Annotated in this window: 17 protein-coding genes and 2 tRNA genes; 16 read left to right on the plus strand and 3 right to left on the minus strand. The window is 60.6% G+C overall.

Annotated elements, in window-relative coordinates:
* Positions 1 to 25: 25 nt before the first annotated feature.
* From C167_RS0101315 to C167_RS0101325, 3 genes are all read left to right on the plus strand, one after another.
* Positions 26 to 421 (plus strand): PA2779 family protein, encoded by a 396-nt coding sequence (locus C167_RS0101315; RefSeq protein WP_026078724.1) that lies wholly within the window; start codon positions 26 to 28, stop codon positions 419 to 421.
* 11 nt (positions 422 to 432) lie between these two features.
* Positions 433 to 1377, plus strand: coding sequence for a PA2778 family cysteine peptidase (locus C167_RS0101320; RefSeq protein WP_017516481.1), 945 nt, complete (start codon positions 433 to 435; stop codon positions 1375 to 1377).
* A 73-nt stretch (positions 1378 to 1450) separates the two neighbouring features.
* Positions 1451 to 2428, plus strand: coding sequence for a formate/nitrite transporter family protein (locus tag C167_RS0101325; protein WP_017516482.1), 978 nt, complete (start codon positions 1451 to 1453; stop codon positions 2426 to 2428).
* Between the two features lie 33 nt (positions 2429 to 2461).
* Here the strand turns inward: C167_RS0101325 and C167_RS0101330 are convergent, their stop codons facing one another.
* Complete coding sequence (locus tag C167_RS0101330) at positions 2462 to 3745, minus strand: NAD(P)/FAD-dependent oxidoreductase (RefSeq protein WP_017516483.1); 1284 nt, start codon at positions 3743 to 3745, stop codon at positions 2462 to 2464.
* A 185-nt stretch (positions 3746 to 3930) separates the two neighbouring features.
* On the opposite strand from C167_RS0101330, the gene C167_RS0101335 reads away from it, so the two are divergent.
* The 3 genes from C167_RS0101335 to C167_RS0101345 all read left to right on the plus strand — a co-directional run bounded on the left by C167_RS0101335 (position 3931) and on the right by C167_RS0101345 (position 5414).
* Positions 3931 to 4007 (plus strand) — tRNA-Val (locus C167_RS0101335).
* 230 nt (positions 4008 to 4237) lie between these two features.
* Entirely contained in the window at positions 4238 to 4690 is a 453-nt protein-coding gene (locus tag C167_RS0101340) for a structural protein (RefSeq protein WP_017516484.1), read from the plus strand.
* 205 nt (positions 4691 to 4895) lie between these two features.
* Positions 4896 to 5414: a DUF4946 domain-containing protein gene (locus tag C167_RS0101345; protein ID WP_017516485.1), complete on the plus strand. Its 519-nt coding sequence runs from the start codon at positions 4896 to 4898 to the stop codon at positions 5412 to 5414.
* A gap of 74 nt (positions 5415 to 5488) precedes the next feature.
* Here C167_RS0101345 and C167_RS0101350 read toward each other — a convergent pair whose 3' ends face one another.
* Positions 5489 to 5713, minus strand: a complete 225-nt coding sequence (locus tag C167_RS0101350) for a hypothetical protein (protein ID WP_017516486.1) — start codon at positions 5711 to 5713, stop codon at positions 5489 to 5491.
* A gap of 443 nt (positions 5714 to 6156) precedes the next feature.
* On the minus strand, positions 6157 to 6510 hold the full coding sequence (locus C167_RS0101355) for a histone-like nucleoid-structuring protein, MvaT/MvaU family (RefSeq protein ID WP_017516487.1): 354 nt from the start codon (positions 6508 to 6510) through the stop codon (positions 6157 to 6159).
* Positions 6511 to 6762: 252 nt separating this feature from the next.
* On the opposite strand from C167_RS0101355, the gene C167_RS0101360 reads away from it, so the two are divergent.
* The 10 genes from C167_RS0101360 (at position 6763) to C167_RS0101405 (ending at position 15276) form a co-directional block, all read left to right on the plus strand.
* On the plus strand, positions 6763 to 7596 hold the full coding sequence (locus C167_RS0101360) for an alpha/beta fold hydrolase (protein WP_026078726.1): 834 nt from the start codon (positions 6763 to 6765) through the stop codon (positions 7594 to 7596).
* A 241-nt stretch (positions 7597 to 7837) separates the two neighbouring features.
* Positions 7838 to 9760 (plus strand): threonine--tRNA ligase, encoded by a 1923-nt coding sequence (gene thrS, locus C167_RS0101365; protein ID WP_017516489.1) that lies wholly within the window; start codon positions 7838 to 7840, stop codon positions 9758 to 9760.
* Positions 9760 to 10311, plus strand: a complete 552-nt coding sequence (gene infC, locus C167_RS0101370; protein WP_172419227.1) for a translation initiation factor IF-3 — start codon at positions 9760 to 9762, stop codon at positions 10309 to 10311. Before thrS ends, infC begins: the two co-directional genes overlap by 1 nt.
* Positions 10312 to 10371: 60 nt before the next feature.
* Positions 10372 to 10566, plus strand: a complete 195-nt coding sequence (gene rpmI, locus C167_RS0101375) for a 50S ribosomal protein L35 (protein ID WP_017516491.1) — start codon at positions 10372 to 10374, stop codon at positions 10564 to 10566.
* A 21-nt stretch (positions 10567 to 10587) separates the two neighbouring features.
* A complete protein-coding gene (gene rplT, locus C167_RS0101380) occupies positions 10588 to 10944 on the plus strand; it encodes a 50S ribosomal protein L20 (RefSeq protein ID WP_003099086.1) in 357 nt (118 codons plus the stop codon).
* A 97-nt stretch (positions 10945 to 11041) separates the two neighbouring features.
* Positions 11042 to 12058 (plus strand): phenylalanine--tRNA ligase subunit alpha, encoded by a 1017-nt coding sequence (gene pheS, locus C167_RS0101385; protein WP_017516492.1) that lies wholly within the window; start codon positions 11042 to 11044, stop codon positions 12056 to 12058.
* 34 nt (positions 12059 to 12092) lie between these two features.
* A complete protein-coding gene (pheT, locus tag C167_RS0101390) occupies positions 12093 to 14471 on the plus strand; it encodes a phenylalanine--tRNA ligase subunit beta (protein WP_017516493.1) in 2379 nt (792 codons plus the stop codon).
* A 3-nt stretch (positions 14472 to 14474) separates the two neighbouring features.
* Positions 14475 to 14777 carry an integration host factor subunit alpha gene (gene ihfA / locus C167_RS0101395; protein WP_003090661.1) on the plus strand — a complete coding sequence of 101 codons (303 nt, stop codon included), beginning with the start codon at positions 14475 to 14477 and terminating at the stop codon, positions 14775 to 14777.
* Positions 14758 to 15114, plus strand: a complete 357-nt coding sequence (locus tag C167_RS0101400; protein WP_015476661.1) for a MerR family transcriptional regulator — start codon at positions 14758 to 14760, stop codon at positions 15112 to 15114. Before ihfA ends, C167_RS0101400 begins: the two co-directional genes overlap by 20 nt.
* A gap of 85 nt (positions 15115 to 15199) precedes the next feature.
* Positions 15200 to 15276: transfer RNA gene (locus C167_RS0101405), tRNA-Pro, on the plus strand.
* Positions 15277 to 16118: the final 842 nt, after the last annotated feature.

A 16118-nucleotide genomic window follows, 5' to 3' on the forward strand; every position in this document is an offset into this window, starting at 1 on the left:
GCAGTCCATGATGAGGTGACCCAGAATGACCATAACAAGACGGGTAAAAAGCCTTGCAGCAGTCCTGGTGTTCGCGCAGTTGGGTGTGGTTGCGGAAGTCCCGTTGGCCCAGGCCGCCATGGTGGGTACTGGCGAGGTGCTTCAGGCGCAGCAGCAACAGGTCGACCGCGAGCAACTGCTGAAGATGCTTGATGACCAGGGTGTGCAGAAAAAGCTGCAGTCCATGGGCGTCGAGCGCAGCAAGGTCGAGCAGCGCATCAAGAGTCTGTCCAACGAGGAGCTGGCGCAGTTCAACCAGCAACTGGACCAGGCGCCTGCTGGCGGCATCATCGGCATCATCCTGTTGTTCCTGTTGATCTTCGTGATTACCGACCTGCTCTGCATCACCCACATCTTCACCTTCGTGAGGTGCCAACGTTGAGGCGTTGGGCCATGGCCGTCGCGCTCGCGGCGGCCGTGGCACTCGGCGGCTGTGCGCAGGCGCCGAAGTTGCCATCCAGCGTGGACGCGTTGCCGGAACGGGTGGAACTGAGCGAGGTACAGTTCTTCCCGCAGCAGGAATTCCAATGCGGCCCGGCTGCGCTGGCGACCATGCTCAACCAGCGTGGCATTCGCGTGACGCCGCGCGAGCTGAAGGATCGGGTGTTCATTCCCGGGCGCGAGGGCAGTCTGCAAGTGGAGCTGGTGGCGGCCGCGCGTGAGAAGGGCATGCTGGTCTATCCGCTCAAACCGCGATTGGAGAACATCCTCAGCGAAGTGGCGGCGGGCAATCCGGTGCTGATTCTGCAGAACCAGGGGCTCGATTGGCTGCCGGTCTGGCACTTCGCGGTGGTCGTTGGATTCGACCGCACCCGTCACGAGCTGATCCTGCGTTCGGGGATCACCAAGCGTCTGCTGATCGACTTCACCGCCTTCGACCTGACCTGGAAACGCAGCCAGCGCTGGGCAGTGCTGACCGTACCGGCGGATCGCCTGCCGGCAACCGCGGAGCCGACGGCCTGGTTGCGGGCTGCACATGACCTGGAGGAAACCGGCCAGCCGGCCTTGGCGGAGCAGGCCTATCGATCCGCCACCCGCGCTTGGCCCCAGGAGTCGCTGGGGTGGTTTGCGCTGGCCAATGCGCGCTACACGGACGGTAATCTGGGTGATGCCGAGCAGGCTTTGCGTCGCAGTGTGGGTGCAAGGCCGGGATTTGCCGCGGGCTGGTTCAACCTGGCCAACGTGCTGGGCGAGCGCGGCTGCCCGCGGGAGGCCGATTCAGCGGCCAGTTGTGCGCGGCAACTGGCGCCGGACGATGCGCGCTTCTCGCAGAAAGTGGGCGCCCAGGAGAAGGTAGGCTCCAGTTGCGAGGCAGTACCTGCCTGCCCCGCCAACTGATGCGCAAGGTTTCCTGAACCGAAGCGGGAAGGGCGTAGCCTAACTCTGCAATGCCCCCAGCGAGGTGCCTTGCATGGCTACGGAAAAACAATCGGCGCGCGGCGCAGCCCAGCCGCGCAGACGGGCCGTCACTGATAAACAGAAGACACGCCACGAAGCCGCGGCGGAGGGCGAGGCGAGAAAATCCAAGGCGGACAGCGACACGGCGGATGACCTCTCCGCCGAAGAGCGACGCAAGGTCGAAAAGAGCCAGCCGCCGCGGCCGCTGGTGCTGCACGAAGTCATCCGCCTGCAGGGTAACCACGAGCTGGACCGGACGCTGGCGGCGCTCTGGTGGTCCGCATTGTCGGCGGGGCTGACCATCGGGTTGTCGCTCATGGCCATGGGGCTCTTCCGCGCGCGCCTGCCGGATCACGACATGGCGGTGATCACTACCAGCCTTGGCTATCCGGTCGGTTTCCTGGCCATCATTCTCGCGCGTCAGCAACTATTCACCGAAAACACCTTGACGGCGGTGCTACCAGTGATGAGCGAGCCGACGCTGGCGAAGTTCGGCCAGTTGCTGCGGCTGTGGTCGGTGGTGCTGGCGGGCAATATCGTCGGCGCATTGTTGTTCGCCTACGGCATGCTGCACCTGCCGATCTTCGATACCAAGGCCGACCAGGCCTTCCTCGAGATCGGTCGCGAGGTGATGGAGAACGACCACTGGCAGATGTTCTCCAAGGGCATCGTTTCCGGCTGGATGATCGCCACCATGGTCTGGTTGGTGCCGGCCGCGGAAAACGCCAAGGTCTGGATTATCTTCCTGGTCACCTACCTGATGGCGCTGGGCAGCTTCAGCCACATCGTGGTGGGCACCTGCGAAGTGGGGTACCTGATGTTCGCCGGGGAGGTCCCGGTGTCGGGGTACATTCTCGACTTCGCCCTGCCGACGCTGGCGGGGAATATCGTAGGCGGCAGCCTGATCTTTGCGCTGATGAGCCACGCCCAGGTCCGCAGCGACAGCTCGTCGCCGCCGGAGAAGATGCCGGAAAAGAAAACGGCGCCCTGAGGCGCCGTTTTTCGTGCGGTGTGAAGCGGGGCGTCAGATGCCCAGCTTGTCGCGCAGGGTGTAGTACCAGGCACCGATCGCGGAGAACGGAACCTGGAACATGCGGCCGCCCGGGAAGGGGTAGTGCGGCAGGGTGGCGAAGGCGTCGAAACGCTCGGCCTGGCCGCGCAGCACCTCGGCCAGCAACTTGCCCGCCAGATGGGTGTAGGTCACACCGTGGCCGGAGCAGCCTTGGGAGTAGTAGATGTTGTCGCCGATGCGGCCAACCTGCGGCAGGCGCGACAGGGTCAGCAGGAAGTTGCCGGTCCAGGCGAAGTCGATCTTCACGTTCTTCAGCTGCGGGAAAACCTTGAGCATCTTCGGACGAATGATCGCCTCGATGTTCGACGGGTCGCGCGCACCGTAGACCACGCCACCACCGAAGATCAGGCGGTTGTCGCTGGTCAGGCGGTAGTAGTCGAGCAGGTAGTTGCAGTCCTCGACGCAATAGTCGGTCGGCAGCAGCGATTTGGCCAGGTCGGCGCTCAGCGGCTCGGTGGTGATCACCTGGGTGCCGCACGGCATGGACTTGGAGGCCAGCTCCGGCACCAGGCCGCCAAGGTAGGCGTTACCGGCCACCACGATGAACTTGGCTTTCACACGGCCCTTCGGGGTGTGCACCACCGGGTTGGCGCCACGGTCGATCTTCACCGCCGGGGACTGCTCGTGGATCACGCCGCCCAGGGATTCCACGGCCGCGGCTTCGCCCAGGGCGAGGTTCAGCGGGTGGATGTGGCCGCCGCTCATGTCGAGCATGCCGCCAACATAGCTGTCGGTGCCGACGACTTCGCGAATGCGCTTGGCGTCCATCAGTTCCAGCTGGGTGTGGCCGAAGCGCTCCCAGAGCTTCTTCTGCGATTCCAGGTGGCCCATCTGCTTGGCGCTGAGGGCCGCGAACACGCCGCCGTCTTTCAGGTCGCATTGGATGTTGTACTTGGCGATGCGCTCGCGAATGATGCGGCCGCCTTCGAAGGCCATGTCGCCCAGCAGCTTCGCCTGCTGGGCGCCGACGCTGCGTTCGATGACGTCGATGTCACGGCTGTAGCTGTTGACGATCTGGCCGCCATTGCGGCCCGACGCGCCGAAACCGACCTTGGCGGCTTCCAGCACGGTGACCTTGAAACCGTTTTCCAACAGGAACAGGGCGGTCGACAGGCCGGTGTAGCCTGCGCCGATCACGCAGACATCGGTTTCCACCTCGCCCTGCAGTTCAGGACGGGCCGGGACCGGGTTGGCCGAAGCTGCATAATAGGAGGAGGGGTAGGAAGTGTGCGGCATAATGCACCTGTGTTTGTTATTTTTTACGAGATGTGCGGATGCTACCTGAGTCGAATCTGCCCGGCAATTGCCCGTGCAAAATAATTTACGGACGGTCGAACATAAAAAAATTCACTTTTTCAGTGGCTTAGCGAAAAAAGTGCTTGACGCTTCAAGTTGGTCGCGTAGAATGCGCCCCACACGACAGGCACATAGCTCAGTTGGTTAGAGCACCACCTTGACATGGTGGGGGTCGTTGGTTCGAGTCCAATTGTGCCTACCAAACAAACCCGCTTCTGGCGGTACTTAAAGGGCGATCCGAAAGGTTCGCCCTTTTTGTTTGCCTGAAATTTTACCCCAGACTGCCCTGCGCAGTGTTCTCCAGCTCCGGTGTTCGGGGAAGCCCTCCTTTACCTGCATCCGATTGGCGCCTGTCGGTCTGGTGAAACTCATTGGCCTGAAGGTGCTCGACCTGTTGTGGGTGGGTTGGATCCTTTCCGGGAGCAGATGAATATGGCGATCACTTCTACCCGTGGCATCCGCAACAATAATCCAGGCAACATCGATTACAGTCCGCGCAATGGCTGGCAGGGTCAGGTCGGACTGGAGGTTGGAGTGTTGAAGCCTCGGTTTGCTCGCTTCGACTCGCCGGAAAACGGCATCCGGGCGCTAGGAAAACTGCTGATTGGCTATCGACTTAGGGATGGAGTGCCGGGCGTGGGCGGTGCGGGCATCGATACCGTGCGTGAAGCCATTGGTCGTTGGGCGCCTGGCAGTGAAAATGACACTGCAGCCTATATAGAGGATGTTGCTCGCGCTTTGGGTGTCCGGCCCGATCAGCCGGTGGATATGGGGCGTCCCGACATTCTGCGCGCACTCGTGGTAGCCATCATTCATCACGAGAACGGCGGCGTACCCTACACGGCGGCAGTGATTGACGAAGGTGTTCGGCGCGCGCTGGCGTAGGGTGAGCGGTGCTGCGGAAACGAGAAACCCCGCGTTGCAGCGCGGGGTTTCAGGACATCGTTTAACACCGGGACATCAGCCAGCCGGTCCGTCGGCTGTAGAGTGAGTGTAGCGCGCTTATGGCGTTGCGCCAGTATTTACTGGTTCATGAGTTGCGTGGGATGACTCGCGCGCCCGGCGGTGCTGGTGAGTGTCGGAGGAAATAATGGGTGGTCTGAGATACGGGTTGCTATTCGGTGTACTGCTGCCGCTTCCGGCATTTGCGGAGATGCAGGTGATCTGGCCGCAGGGGTGGGAGGTTTCACGCTCGCCGGCGGATGCGACGGCCAATGCGCCGGTGGTGCGTCAGCGCGGCGTGCGTATGGCGGCGGACGGCTCCCAGGATTTGGTCATGGAAGTCACGCGCAGCCGGCTCGGTTCCGGGGTGGCGGTCAGTGTCGAGAACGTCATCGTCGAGATGCGCAAGACACTGCAGAAAGACTTCATGCGCCAAGGGTTTCAGGCGGCGTGCAGCAAGCCTCTGGAGACGAAGTTGGGTGGGTTGGCAGGGCTTGAGGTCCATTGCGGCGTCAGCCAGAACGGCACGGAGGTGCTCAAGCAGACTGTGCAGGTTGCTCTGGGCGAGGGTGCGGCCTATTCGCTGACCTATGCGGCTCCGTCACAACGCTATGCGGCGCTGGCTGGGGATATTGAGTCGGTGAAGGCGGGTATCCGCCTGGACTGAGCGCCTTGTTTCTTTTTTATAGAGGGACAGAAATGCAAAAGCCCCGCTTTGGCGGGGCTTTTCGTTTTTCCGGCTCACGCGGCGATGGTGGCTTGCACGCGCTGGATTACAGCGTTCAGCGGCGCCTCGCCCTGGTATTGCTGGGGGTAAAGACGCTCGGTGTGCTTGGCGATGCCATGCTCGTTCACGAGGGTGAAGCTGAAGCCATGCTTGCGCTTGGCCTGGATGACGCAGTTCAGAGGGGCGAAGGCCGCCGAGAGGGTGCCGATCGCCTCCAGGATTTGCGGAGAGGTTTTCATTGTCTTGTCTTTCCAAATAGGTAACGGTCCTATGACCGTCGAAATCGTCAAAAGCTCCGGTTGCGATCTGAGAATGCAGAAGGCGTGTGACCGGAATATGGCAGCGATTGGAAACTTGAGGGTCTGTTCGCGTCAGGCTGCGATGTTGGGTGAAAGCAGGGGGTCTGACGTGGGGCGCTGATCGCTCGGGCAAATGTTCCTGGCGCGGTTGGCGTGCTCTGGAATCGATGCGGAGGATGCGCTGGCCGTGGCCCTGTAGAGCCCAGCTTCTGCCCTGGATCAGGTAGGGAGTGCTGGGAGGGGCGACCTTGGGTTTGGTGTTCGCTGCCGGCCAGTATAAGGATTTCTTCTAATGATGGCTAGTTTTTATACAGCCGTCTGTCAGAAGCCGCCGGGCGATGGAGAAATTCCGCGGAGCGGGAGCGCTCCGCGGAAGATCGGTCTTACTGAAGCCAGGACTCCACGGTGTCGCCACCGTACTGCTGTTTCCAGGCTTTCAGGGTCTTGTGGTTGCCACCCTTGGTCTCGATGGTCTCGCCATTGTGCGGATTCTTGTAGACCTTCAATTGGCGGGTGCGGCGCGGCTGCTGTGCAGCGGCAGGTTCGGCAACGGTCTGCGGGTCGAGAATGTCGATGACATTGCGCAGGTTCATGCCGTACTGGTCCATCAAGGCTTGCAGTTGATCCTTGAACTCCAGTTCCTTCTTCAGGCCGCCATCGCTCTTGAGTTTTTCGAGCAGGGCGAGTTGTTCCTGGAGTTTGCGCTCGGCTTCGCGGAATTCCGCAAGTTTGGACATCTGGGTGCTCCCGTATGCAGGGTGATTTAGTGAGGCGTGATTCTGTGATCTATTGATTGTTCGCGTCAACTGAATAGATGAATTGTTGCGATTGGGGAGGCATGCCTTAAATGTTAAGGGCTGATGAAAGGTGGGTGGGTTAGTTGATTGATGGGGATAATGTGCCGGCAAAAGGGAGGCTGGATTTTTGTCGGTCAATCGTCCTTGCAGAGTCTGTGTGCTTTGTTGTGGTGCGTTGCGTGTGAGTGCTGAATGAATAACGAGATAGTGCGATATCGGATCAATGGTCATGAACTGACGTGCCAAGTGGCCGGGTGGGGTGTGCCATTGCTGCTGGTGCATGGCTCGCTCTGCGACTATCGCTACTGGCAGGGGCAGGTCGAGGCGTTGTCCGCACGCTATCGGGTGATAGCACCGAGTCTGCGTCATTACTTCCCGGAGCAATGGGATGGCGAAGGGCCTGGTTTCACGACCCAGCAGCATGTTGAGGATTTATTGGCCCTGCTAGAGCAGTTGTCTGGCCCGGTGCATTTGCTGGGGCATTCGCGAGGTGGGAATATCTGCCTGCGAGTGGCGCAGGCCGCTCCGCAGAAATTGCGCTCATTGATTCTCGCGGATCCCGGTGGAGATTTCGCCGATGATGTTTTTACTGCGGTGAATATCGAGGCGCCGGTATCTCCCGTCGAGCGCAATCAGTTTCGCCAGCAGGCTCTGGAAATGATTCGCGCCGGAGCGGTGGAAGAGGGGTTGCAACTCTTCGTTGATACAGTCAGTGGGGCGGGAGTCTGGTCACGCTCTTCGCGGCAGTTTCGCGAAATGGCGACAGCCAATGCGATGACATTGGTTGGACAGGTGGCCGATCATCCCTTGCCTATTAATCATGGTCAGATATCGCAATTGAAAACACCGGTGTTGCTGATCGGCGGGGTGAAAAGTCCGGAGCCATTTCCGCGAATCCTTCAGGCATTGCAAGCAACACTGGTTGATGCACGGACGGTGACGATTCCCGGAGCGTCTCATGGCATGAATGTGGTTCGCCCTGCGTCTTTCAATCGTGCTGTGCTGGAATTTGTCGAGCAGTACTGAGCGAAGCCGGGCTTGTCGCTCGTCAGCTTCCCAAACATGCAGTAACATCCCGTGCCTTGCCCGCTATCGTTTGCGGGCAGGTAGTCGATTTCTTCCAGTGATCTACGTCCGCGCGCGAATGCGCAGGGTGCCGAGAAGGCGCCTGCCACTGTGAGGCAGGCCTGCCCGGCGGGCGACGCTTACTGGCACATCCCAACCCATGTGGCCTTTCGTAGGGGTCACCACTAGGAGAGGAGGCGCCATGCCCATCATTACTCTTCCCGACGGTAGTCAGCGTTCCTTCGATCATCCGGTCAGCGTGACCGAGGTGGCGCAATCCATTGGCGCAGGCCTGGCGAAAGCCACCCTGGCTGGCAAGGTCAACGGCCGCCTGGTCGATGCCTGCGACATCATCGACAGCGACGCGACCCTGCAGATCATCACCCCGAAGGACGAGGATGGGCTGGAAATCATCCGCCACTCCTGCGCTCACCTGGTGGGCCATGCGGTCAAGCAGTTGTACCCGACCGCCAAGATGGTCATCGGCCCGGTGATCGACGAAGGCTTCTATTACGACATTGCCTTCGAGCGCCCCTTCACCCCCGAAGACATGGTGGCCATCGAGAAGCGCATGGCCGAGCTGATCGACAAGGACTACAACGTCATCAAGAAGATGACGCCGCGTGCCGAAGTCATCGAGACCTTCAAGGCTCGTGGTGAGGAGTACAAGCTGCGCCTCATCGACGACATGCCGGACGAGAAGGCCATGGGTCTGTACTTCCATGAGGAGTACGTGGACATGTGCCGCGGCCCGCACGTGCCGAACACTCGTTTCCTGAAAGCCTTCAAGCTGACCAAGATTTCCGGTGCTTACTGGCGCGGCGACTCGAAGAACGAGCAGCTGCAGCGCGTTTATGGCACTGCCTGGGCGGACAAGAAGCAGCTGGCAGCCTATATCCAGCGCATCGAGGAAGCCGAAAAGCGCGATCACCGTCGCATCGGCAAGCAGCTCGACCTCTTCCACCTCCAGGAAGAAGCGCCGGGCATGGTCTTCTGGCACCCGAACGGCTGGACCGTTTACCAGGTGCTCGAGCAGTACATGCGCAAGGTGCAGCGCGAGCACGGCTACGTGGAAGTGCGCACCCCGCAGGTCGTCGATCGCATCCTCTGGGAGCGCTCCGGTCACTGGACCAATTACGCCGAAAACATGTTCACCACCTCATCGGAAAGCCGCGACTTCGCGGTCAAGCCGATGAACTGCCCGTGCCATGTGCAGATCTTCAACCAGGGCCTGAAGTCCTACCGCGACCTGCCGCTGCGCCTTGCCGAGTTCGGCGCCTGCCACCGCAACGAGCCGTCCGGCGCGCTGCACGGCATCATGCGCGTGCGTGGCTTTACTCAGGACGACGCGCACATCTTCTGCACCGAAGAGCAGGTGAAGAAAGAGGCGGCCGACTTCATCAAGCTGACCCTGCAGGTCTACTCGGACTTCGGTTTCAGCGATGTCTCCATGAAACTTTCCACTCGCCCGGCCAAGCGCGTCGGTTCCGAAGAGCTGTGGGACCGTGCCGAAAGCGCGCTGGCCGATGCCCTGAACGAATCCGGCCTGGAGTGGGAATACCAGCCGGGCGAAGGCGCCTTCTACGGTCCGAAGATCGAGTTCACCCTCAAGGACTGCCTCGGCCGTAACTGGCAGTGCGGCACTCTGCAGTACGATCCGAACCTGCCGGAGCGCCTGGATGCCAGCTATATCGCCGAAGATAACAGCCGTACCCGTCCGGTCATGCTGCATCGCGCGATCCTCGGTTCCTTCGAGCGCTTCATCGGCATGCTGATCGAGCACTACGCCGGCCTGTTCCCGGCGTGGCTCGCGCCGACCCAGGCGGTAGTGATGAATATCACTGACAAGCAGGGCGAATGGGCCGAAGAAGTGGTGCGTCAGCTCGAGCAAAGCGGATTCCGTGCCAAGTCTGACTTGAGAAACGAGAAAATTGGCTTTAAAATCCGCGAGCATACTTTGCTCAAGGTTCCCTATCTGCTGGTTATCGGTGATAGGGAAGTTGAATCGCAGGCCGTCGCCGTACGTACGCGCGAGGGGGCAGACCTCGGCTCGATGCCGGTCGCCCAGTTCGCGGAGCTGCTCGCTCAGGCGGTTTCCCGGCGTGGTCGCCAAGACTCGGAGTAATCATTATTAAGCGTGAAATGAGACAGGATAAGCGGGCTCTCCCGAAACCGCCGATCAACGAGAACATCACCGCCCGTGAGGTTCGTCTGATTGGTGCTGACGGTCAGCAGATTGGCGTGGTCTCCATCGATGAGGCACTCCGTCTGGCTGACGAGGCCAAGCTGGACCTGGTGGAAATTTCTGCTGATGCGGTGCCCCCTGTCTGCCGCATCATGGACTACGGCAAGCATCTCTTCGAGAAGAAGAAGCAAGCCGCTGCTGCGAAGAAAAACCAGCACCAGCAACAGATCAAAGAAATCAAGTTTCGTCCAGGGACGGAAGAAGGGGATTACCAGGTAAAACTACGCAACCTGGTACGTTTCCTTAATGAAGGGGACAAGGCCAAGGTATCGCTTCGATTCCGTGGTCGTGAGATGGCCCACCAGGAACTGGGCATGGAGTTGTTGAAGCGGGTCGAAACCGACCTCGCTGAATTCGGCACCGTGGAACAGCATCCTAAGCTGGAAGGACGCCAGCTGATGATGGTCATCGCTCCCAAGAAGCGTAAATAACCTCCCGGGCACTGGCAGGCCTGATGGTTATCAGTTGTTAACGAATGCGGAGTACTAAACATGCCAAAGATGAAAACCAAGAGTGGCGCCAAAAAGCGCTTCAAAGTGACTGCTGGTGGCATCAAGCACAAGCACGCTTTCAAGAGCCACATCCTGACCAAAATGACCACCAAGCGTAAGCGTCAGCTGCGCGGCACTTCGATGCTCGCTGCTTCCGACGTTCGCCGTGTAGCACGCTCCCTGCGTCTGCGTTGATTTCTGGTAGAGGATAAATAAATGGCTCGTGTTAAGCGTGGCGTGATTGCCCGTCGTCGTCACAAAAAGATTCTGAAGCTCGCAAAAGGCTACTACGGCGCGCGTTCGCGCGTATTCCGTGTTGCCAAGCAGGCGGTAATCAAGGCAGGCCAATACGCCTACCGTGACCGTCGTCAGCGCAAGCGTCAGTTCCGCGCCCTGTGGATCGCCCGTATCAACGCTGGTGCTCGTCAGAACGGTCTGTCCTACAGCCGTCTGATCGCTGGCCTGAAGAAGGCGGCCATCGAGATCGACCGTAAGGTCCTGGCCGATCTGGCTGTGAACGAAAAAGCGGCGTTTACCGCAATTGTCGAGAAAGCGAAAGCCAGCCTGGCTTAAGCCCCGCGACAGTTACCGGATCTTGGTCCGGACGTAACGTCACCGATAGGGGAAGAGCCTTACCGCTCTTCCCCTATTTTGTATCTGGAGTTGGTACATGGAAAACCTGGACGCGCTGGTCTCGCAGGCCCTGGACGCCGTGCGGAACACCGAAGACGTCAACGCCCTGGAGCAGATCCGGGTTCATTACCTCGGCAAGAAAGGCGAGCTGACCCAGGTCATGAAGACCCTGGGCGACCTGCCGGCCGAAGAGCGCCCCAAGGTCGGCGCGCTGATCAACGTCGCCAAGGAAAAGGTTCAGGATGTGCTGAACGCCCGCAAGGCCGAGCTGGAGGGCGCCGCCCTCGCCGCCAAGCTGGCTGCCGAGCGCATCGATGTGACCCTGCCGGGCCGTGGCCAGTCCTCCGGCGGCCTGCATCCGGTCACCCGCACCAAGGAACGCATCGAGCAGTGCTTCACCCGCATCGGCTATGAAGTGGCCGAGGGTCCGGAAGTCGAAGACGATTACCACAACTTCGAAGCGCTCAACATTCCGGGCCACCACCCGGCACGTGCCATGCACGACACCTTCTACTTCAATGCGAACATGTTGCTGCGCACCCATACCTCGCCGGTACAGGTCCGCACCATGGAAAGCCAGAAACCGCCGATTCGCATTGTCTGCCCGGGCCGCGTGTATCGCTGCGACTCCGACCTGACCCACTCGCCCATGTTCCACCAGGTCGAAGGTCTGCTGGTCGATGAAGACGTCAGCTTCGCCGACCTCAAGGGCACCATCGAAGAATTCCTCCGCGCCTTCTTCGAGAAGGAATTTTCCGTCCGCTTCCGTCCGTCCTTCTTCCCTTTCACCGAACCTTCGGCGGAAGTCGACATCCAGTGCGTGCTCTGCAGCGGCAAGGGTTGCCGCGTCTGCAAGCAGACCGGCTGGCTGGAAGTCATGGGTTGCGGCATGGTCCACCCCGACGTGCTGCGCATGTCCGGTATCGATCCCGAGAAGTACCAGGGCTTCGCCTTTGGCATGGGTATCGAGCGCCTGGCCATGTTGCGCTATGGCGTGAACGACTTGCGCCTGTTCTTCGACAACGATCTGCGGTTCCTCGGCCAGTTCCGCTAGCCCGCACGACCGTCAACGCATTTAGGAGAGCAGGATGAAATTCAGTGAACAGTGGCTGCGGAGCTGGGTAAATCCGCAGGTATCCCGTGACGAGCTGGTGGCTCGTCTGTCCATGGCGGGCCTCGAGGTCGACGCCGTGATCCCGGTTGCCGGCCAGTTCAGCGGCGTGGTCGTAGGCGAAGTGCTGTCGACCGAGCAGCACCCGGACGCCGACAAGCTGCGCGTCTGTCAGGTCAGCAACGGTTCGGAGACCTTCCAGATCGTCTGCGGCGCGCCCAACGTGCGCCCGGGCCTGAAGATCCCCTTCGCCATGATCGGCGCCGAACTGCCGGGCGACTTCAAGATCAAGAAAGCCAAGCTGCGCGGCGTTGAATCCAACGGCATGCTCTGCTCGGCCAAAGAGCTGGAAATCAGCGAGGAAAACGCCGGCCTGATGGAACTTGCCGCGGACGCGCCGGTGGGCGCCAATATCCGCGACTACCTCGAGCTGGATGACGCCTCCATCGAGATCGGCCTGACCCCGAACCGTGGCGACTGCCTGTCCCTGACCGGCCTCGCCCGCGAAGTCGGCGCGCTGTACAGCGCCGAGGTCAAGCCGGTAGTGGTCAACGCCGTTGCGCCGCAGATCGACGAAGTACGCACTGTGGAGCTGCTGGCTCCTAAGGCCTGCCCGCGCTACCTCGGTCGCGTCGTCCGCAATGTCGACCTGAGCAAGCCGACCCCCCTGTGGATGGTCGAGCGCCTGCGCCGTTCCGATATCCGTAGCATCGACGCCGCCGTCGACATCACCAACTACGTGATGATCGAACTGGGCCAGCCGATGCACGCCTTCGACCTCGACGAGATCAAAGGCGGCGTGCGCGTGCGCATGGCGGAGGAGGGCGAGAAGCTCGTCCTGCTCGACGGCCAGGAAGTTACCCTGCGTGCCGACACCCTGGTGATCGCCGACCACGAACGCGCCTTGGCCATTGCCGGCGTGATGGGTGGCGAGCACAGCGGCGTCAGCGCCAAGACCCGTGATCTGTTCCTCGAGAGCGCCTTCTTCGACAACATCGCTGTTGCCGGCAAAGCTCGTTCCTATGGCCTGCACACCGATGCTTCGCACCGCTTCGAGCGCGGCGTGGACTCGCAGCTGGCCCGTCGCGCCATGGAGCGCGCCACCGAACTGCTGCTGCAGATCGTGGGCGGCGAAGCTGGCCCCATCGTCGAGCAAGTCAGCGAAGCCGACCTGCCGAAGGTCGCGCCGGTTACCCTTCGTGCCGAGCGCGTCACCCAGATGCTGGGCATGACCCTGGAAAACGCCGAGATCGAGCGACTGCTCACCGCCTTGGAATTCGATGTCCAGAAAGCCGGTGCCGATGCCTGGACCGTTGGTGTGCCGAGTCACCGCTTCGACGTGTCTATCGAAGTCGACCTGATCGAAGAGCTGGGCCGCCTGTACGGCTACAACCGTCTGCCGGTCCGCTACCCGCAGGCTCGCCTGGCGCCGAACACCAAGTCCGAGTCCCAGGCCGAACTGCCGGCGCTGCGCCGCCTGCTGGTCGCCCGCGACTACCAGGAAGCCATTACCTACAGTTTCATCGATCCCAAGTTGTTCCAGCTGTTCCACCCCGGTGTCGAGCCGCTGATGCTGGCCAACCCGATCTCCGCCGACATGGCCGCGATGCGCGCCTCGCTCTGGCCGGGTCTGGTGAAGTCCCTGCAGCACAACCTCAACCGCCAGCAGACCCGCGTGCGCCTGTTCGAAAGTGGCCTGCGCTTCGTCGGTCAGCTGGAAGGGCTGGTGCAGGAAAACATGCTCGCAGGTGTCGTCTGCGGTGCCCGTCAGCCGGAAGGCTGGGCCAATGGTCGCGAAAACGTCGATTTCTTCGACGTGAAAGCCGACGTCGAAGCGCTGCTGGGTAACGCCGGCGCCATCGATGCCTTCACCTTCTCCCCGGCGGAACACCCGGCGCTGCACCCGGGCCAGACTGCCAAGATCGAGCGCGACGGCGTGCTGGTCGGTTACCTGGGCGCCCTGCACCCGGAGCTGGCCAAGGCGCTGGACCTGGATCGCCCGGTGTACCTCTTCGAGCTGGTCCTGGCCGAAGTAGCCAAGGGTCGTCTGCCGAAATTCAGCGAACTGTCGCGCTTCCCTGAAGTGCGCCGTGACCTGGCCCTTATCGTCGATCTGGATACTCCGGCCGAGTTCGTGCTGGCCAATATCCGTGAAATGGCGGGCGAATGGCTGACGGATCTCAGGTTGTTTGACGTCTACCACGGTAAAGGCATTGATCCGCTTAGAAAAAGCTTGGCGGTTGGCTTGACCTGGCAGCATCCATCACGCACTCTTAACGATGACGAGGTGAACGCGACTACGCAGAATATCGTCGCCTCGCTGGAACAAAGGTTCAACGCCACGTTAAGGAAGTAGCGTATGGGGGCTCTGACGAAAGCTGAAATTGCTGAACGTCTGTACGAAGAGCTGGGCCTGAATAAGCGGGAAGCCAAGGAACTGGTGGAACTCTTCTTCGAAGAGATCCGCCAGGCGCTGGAGCATAACGAACAGGTGAAGTTGTCGGGTTTCGGCAACTTCGACCTGCGCGACAAGCGCCAGCGTCCCGGACGCAACCCGAAGACGGGAGAGGAAATCCCGATCACAGCCCGGCGCGTCGTCACCTTTCGTCCAGGGCAGAAACTGAAGGCCAGGGTTGAGGCTTATGCTGGAACCAAGTCATAACGACGAGCTGCCCCCCATTCCGGGCAAGCGCTACTTCACCATCGGTGAAGTGAGCGATCTTTGCGCGGTGAAGCCGCACGTGCTGCGGTACTGGGAACAGGAGTTCCCGCAACTCAACCCGGTCAAGCGAAGGGGCAACCGGCGCTACTACCAGCGCCAGGACGTGCTCATGATTCGCCAGATCCGCGCGCTGCTCTACGACCAGGGCTTCACCATCGGCGGCGCTCGCCAGCGCCTCACCGGCGACGAAGCACGCGAGGACGCCACCCAGTACAAGCAACTGATCCGGCAGATGATTGCCGAATTGGAAGACGTACTGCATGTGCTGCGCAAGTAACTGAAAAAAATGAAAAAAGCACTTCTCCAAAGCAAATGCTTGGGGTATAGTGCGATCCGCTTCTGAGGGAACTCAAAAGCAACGTCGGGGCGTAGCGCAGCCTGGTAGCGCACTTGCATGGGGTGCAAGGGGTCGAGTGTTCGAATCACTCCGTCCCGACCAAATTTGAAAAGGCCGGCTCAGCAATGAGTCGGCCTTTTTGCATTTCTCTTTCCGCAAGGTTTACCTATATCGACCGCCAACCCGGCGCATCCCTCAATGCCCAATAATCCTGCGCCGCCGGGAAGGTCGGAAGGTCGCTGCGTGCTATCCGGATTTCGCTCTGCCACTTGAAGAGGCCGATGCGTTGGGCGACCCGGGTCGTGAAGGCGTGGTGGGGATTGGTGTCTGGGGTGTGCTGGGTGTTGTGGCGGGGGGCTTCGTTGCTGAGCCATTTGGTGGTGTTGTGGTGTTCGGGGTGTCAGAAGCGGTAGAGGGCTTTGTAGGCGCTCGATTCGTTGATGACTTCCGCTTTCTCACGGAAGCCGCTAAGGGTGACGGACCGCGTAGGATTGACGGATCGGGAGATGGAGCCGGCAGACTCGAGGGTCTCCGTGCGATTTGTCATAGTATCAGTAGTGAAAACTACAGGCGAAAGGGCCGGAAACCGTCGCTGTTTCCCTCATGCGCTTTCAACGCTTTCGCGCCATCTCAGTTCAGGTCGTCAAATCAGGCCACGGGATTGACCGTGACGAGCGGAGGATGGAGGAAGGTTTTCCGAGGCGGTAACCTGCAACGCGCGTATGAATCAGGGGAGCCTGCCTTGAGGGGGCTACGATGGCGCCTTCTTTAATACAGGTCGAATGGTGCAGCGGCTCGGCAGCTGCTGATGTGCGATGAGGCCGCAGCGGAAGGTGTGTAGCTTCTGTATAGATATAGATATAGAGGGGGGAGGTCCTTTGTCATCTTTCTGCGAAAAGTCGTTGACGACCCATTTTAACTCCCTATAATGCGCACCACTCCCA

Origin of the sequence: Pseudomonas nitroreducens TX1 (genome assembly GCF_000313755.1) — a bacterium.
In the GTDB taxonomy this organism is placed as follows: domain Bacteria; phylum Pseudomonadota; class Gammaproteobacteria; order Pseudomonadales; family Pseudomonadaceae; genus Pseudomonas; species Pseudomonas nitroreducens_A.

What these genes read in the sequence shown, in the direction of transcription:
- C167_RS0101315 (WP_026078724.1), top strand. Translation starts at nt 26, where the DNA reads ATGACCATAACAAGACGGGTAAAAAGCCTTGCAGCAGTCCTGGTGTTC.
- C167_RS0101320 (WP_017516481.1), top strand. Translation starts at nt 433, where the DNA reads ATGGCCGTCGCGCTCGCGGCGGCCGTGGCACTCGGCGGCTGTGCGCAG.
- C167_RS0101325 (WP_017516482.1), top strand. Translation starts at nt 1,451, where the DNA reads ATGGCTACGGAAAAACAATCGGCGCGCGGCGCAGCCCAGCCGCGCAGA.
- C167_RS0101330 (WP_017516483.1), bottom strand. Translation starts at nt 3,745, where the DNA reads ATGCCGCACACTTCCTACCCCTCCTCCTATTATGCAGCTTCGGCCAAC.
- C167_RS0101340 (WP_017516484.1), top strand. Translation starts at nt 4,238, where the DNA reads ATGGCGATCACTTCTACCCGTGGCATCCGCAACAATAATCCAGGCAAC.
- C167_RS0101345 (WP_017516485.1), top strand. Translation starts at nt 4,896, where the DNA reads ATGGGTGGTCTGAGATACGGGTTGCTATTCGGTGTACTGCTGCCGCTT.
- C167_RS0101350 (WP_017516486.1), bottom strand. Translation starts at nt 5,713, where the DNA reads ATGAAAACCTCTCCGCAAATCCTGGAGGCGATCGGCACCCTCTCGGCG.
- C167_RS0101355 (WP_017516487.1), bottom strand. Translation starts at nt 6,510, where the DNA reads ATGTCCAAACTTGCGGAATTCCGCGAAGCCGAGCGCAAACTCCAGGAA.
- C167_RS0101360 (WP_026078726.1), top strand. Translation starts at nt 6,763, where the DNA reads ATGAATAACGAGATAGTGCGATATCGGATCAATGGTCATGAACTGACG.
- thrS (WP_017516489.1), top strand. Translation starts at nt 7,838, where the DNA reads ATGCCCATCATTACTCTTCCCGACGGTAGTCAGCGTTCCTTCGATCAT.
- rpmI (WP_017516491.1), top strand. Translation starts at nt 10,372, where the DNA reads ATGCCAAAGATGAAAACCAAGAGTGGCGCCAAAAAGCGCTTCAAAGTG.
- rplT (WP_003099086.1), top strand. Translation starts at nt 10,588, where the DNA reads ATGGCTCGTGTTAAGCGTGGCGTGATTGCCCGTCGTCGTCACAAAAAG.
- pheS (WP_017516492.1), top strand. Translation starts at nt 11,042, where the DNA reads ATGGAAAACCTGGACGCGCTGGTCTCGCAGGCCCTGGACGCCGTGCGG.
- pheT (WP_017516493.1), top strand. Translation starts at nt 12,093, where the DNA reads ATGAAATTCAGTGAACAGTGGCTGCGGAGCTGGGTAAATCCGCAGGTA.
- ihfA (WP_003090661.1), top strand. Translation starts at nt 14,475, where the DNA reads ATGGGGGCTCTGACGAAAGCTGAAATTGCTGAACGTCTGTACGAAGAG.
- C167_RS0101400 (WP_015476661.1), top strand. Translation starts at nt 14,758, where the DNA reads ATGCTGGAACCAAGTCATAACGACGAGCTGCCCCCCATTCCGGGCAAG.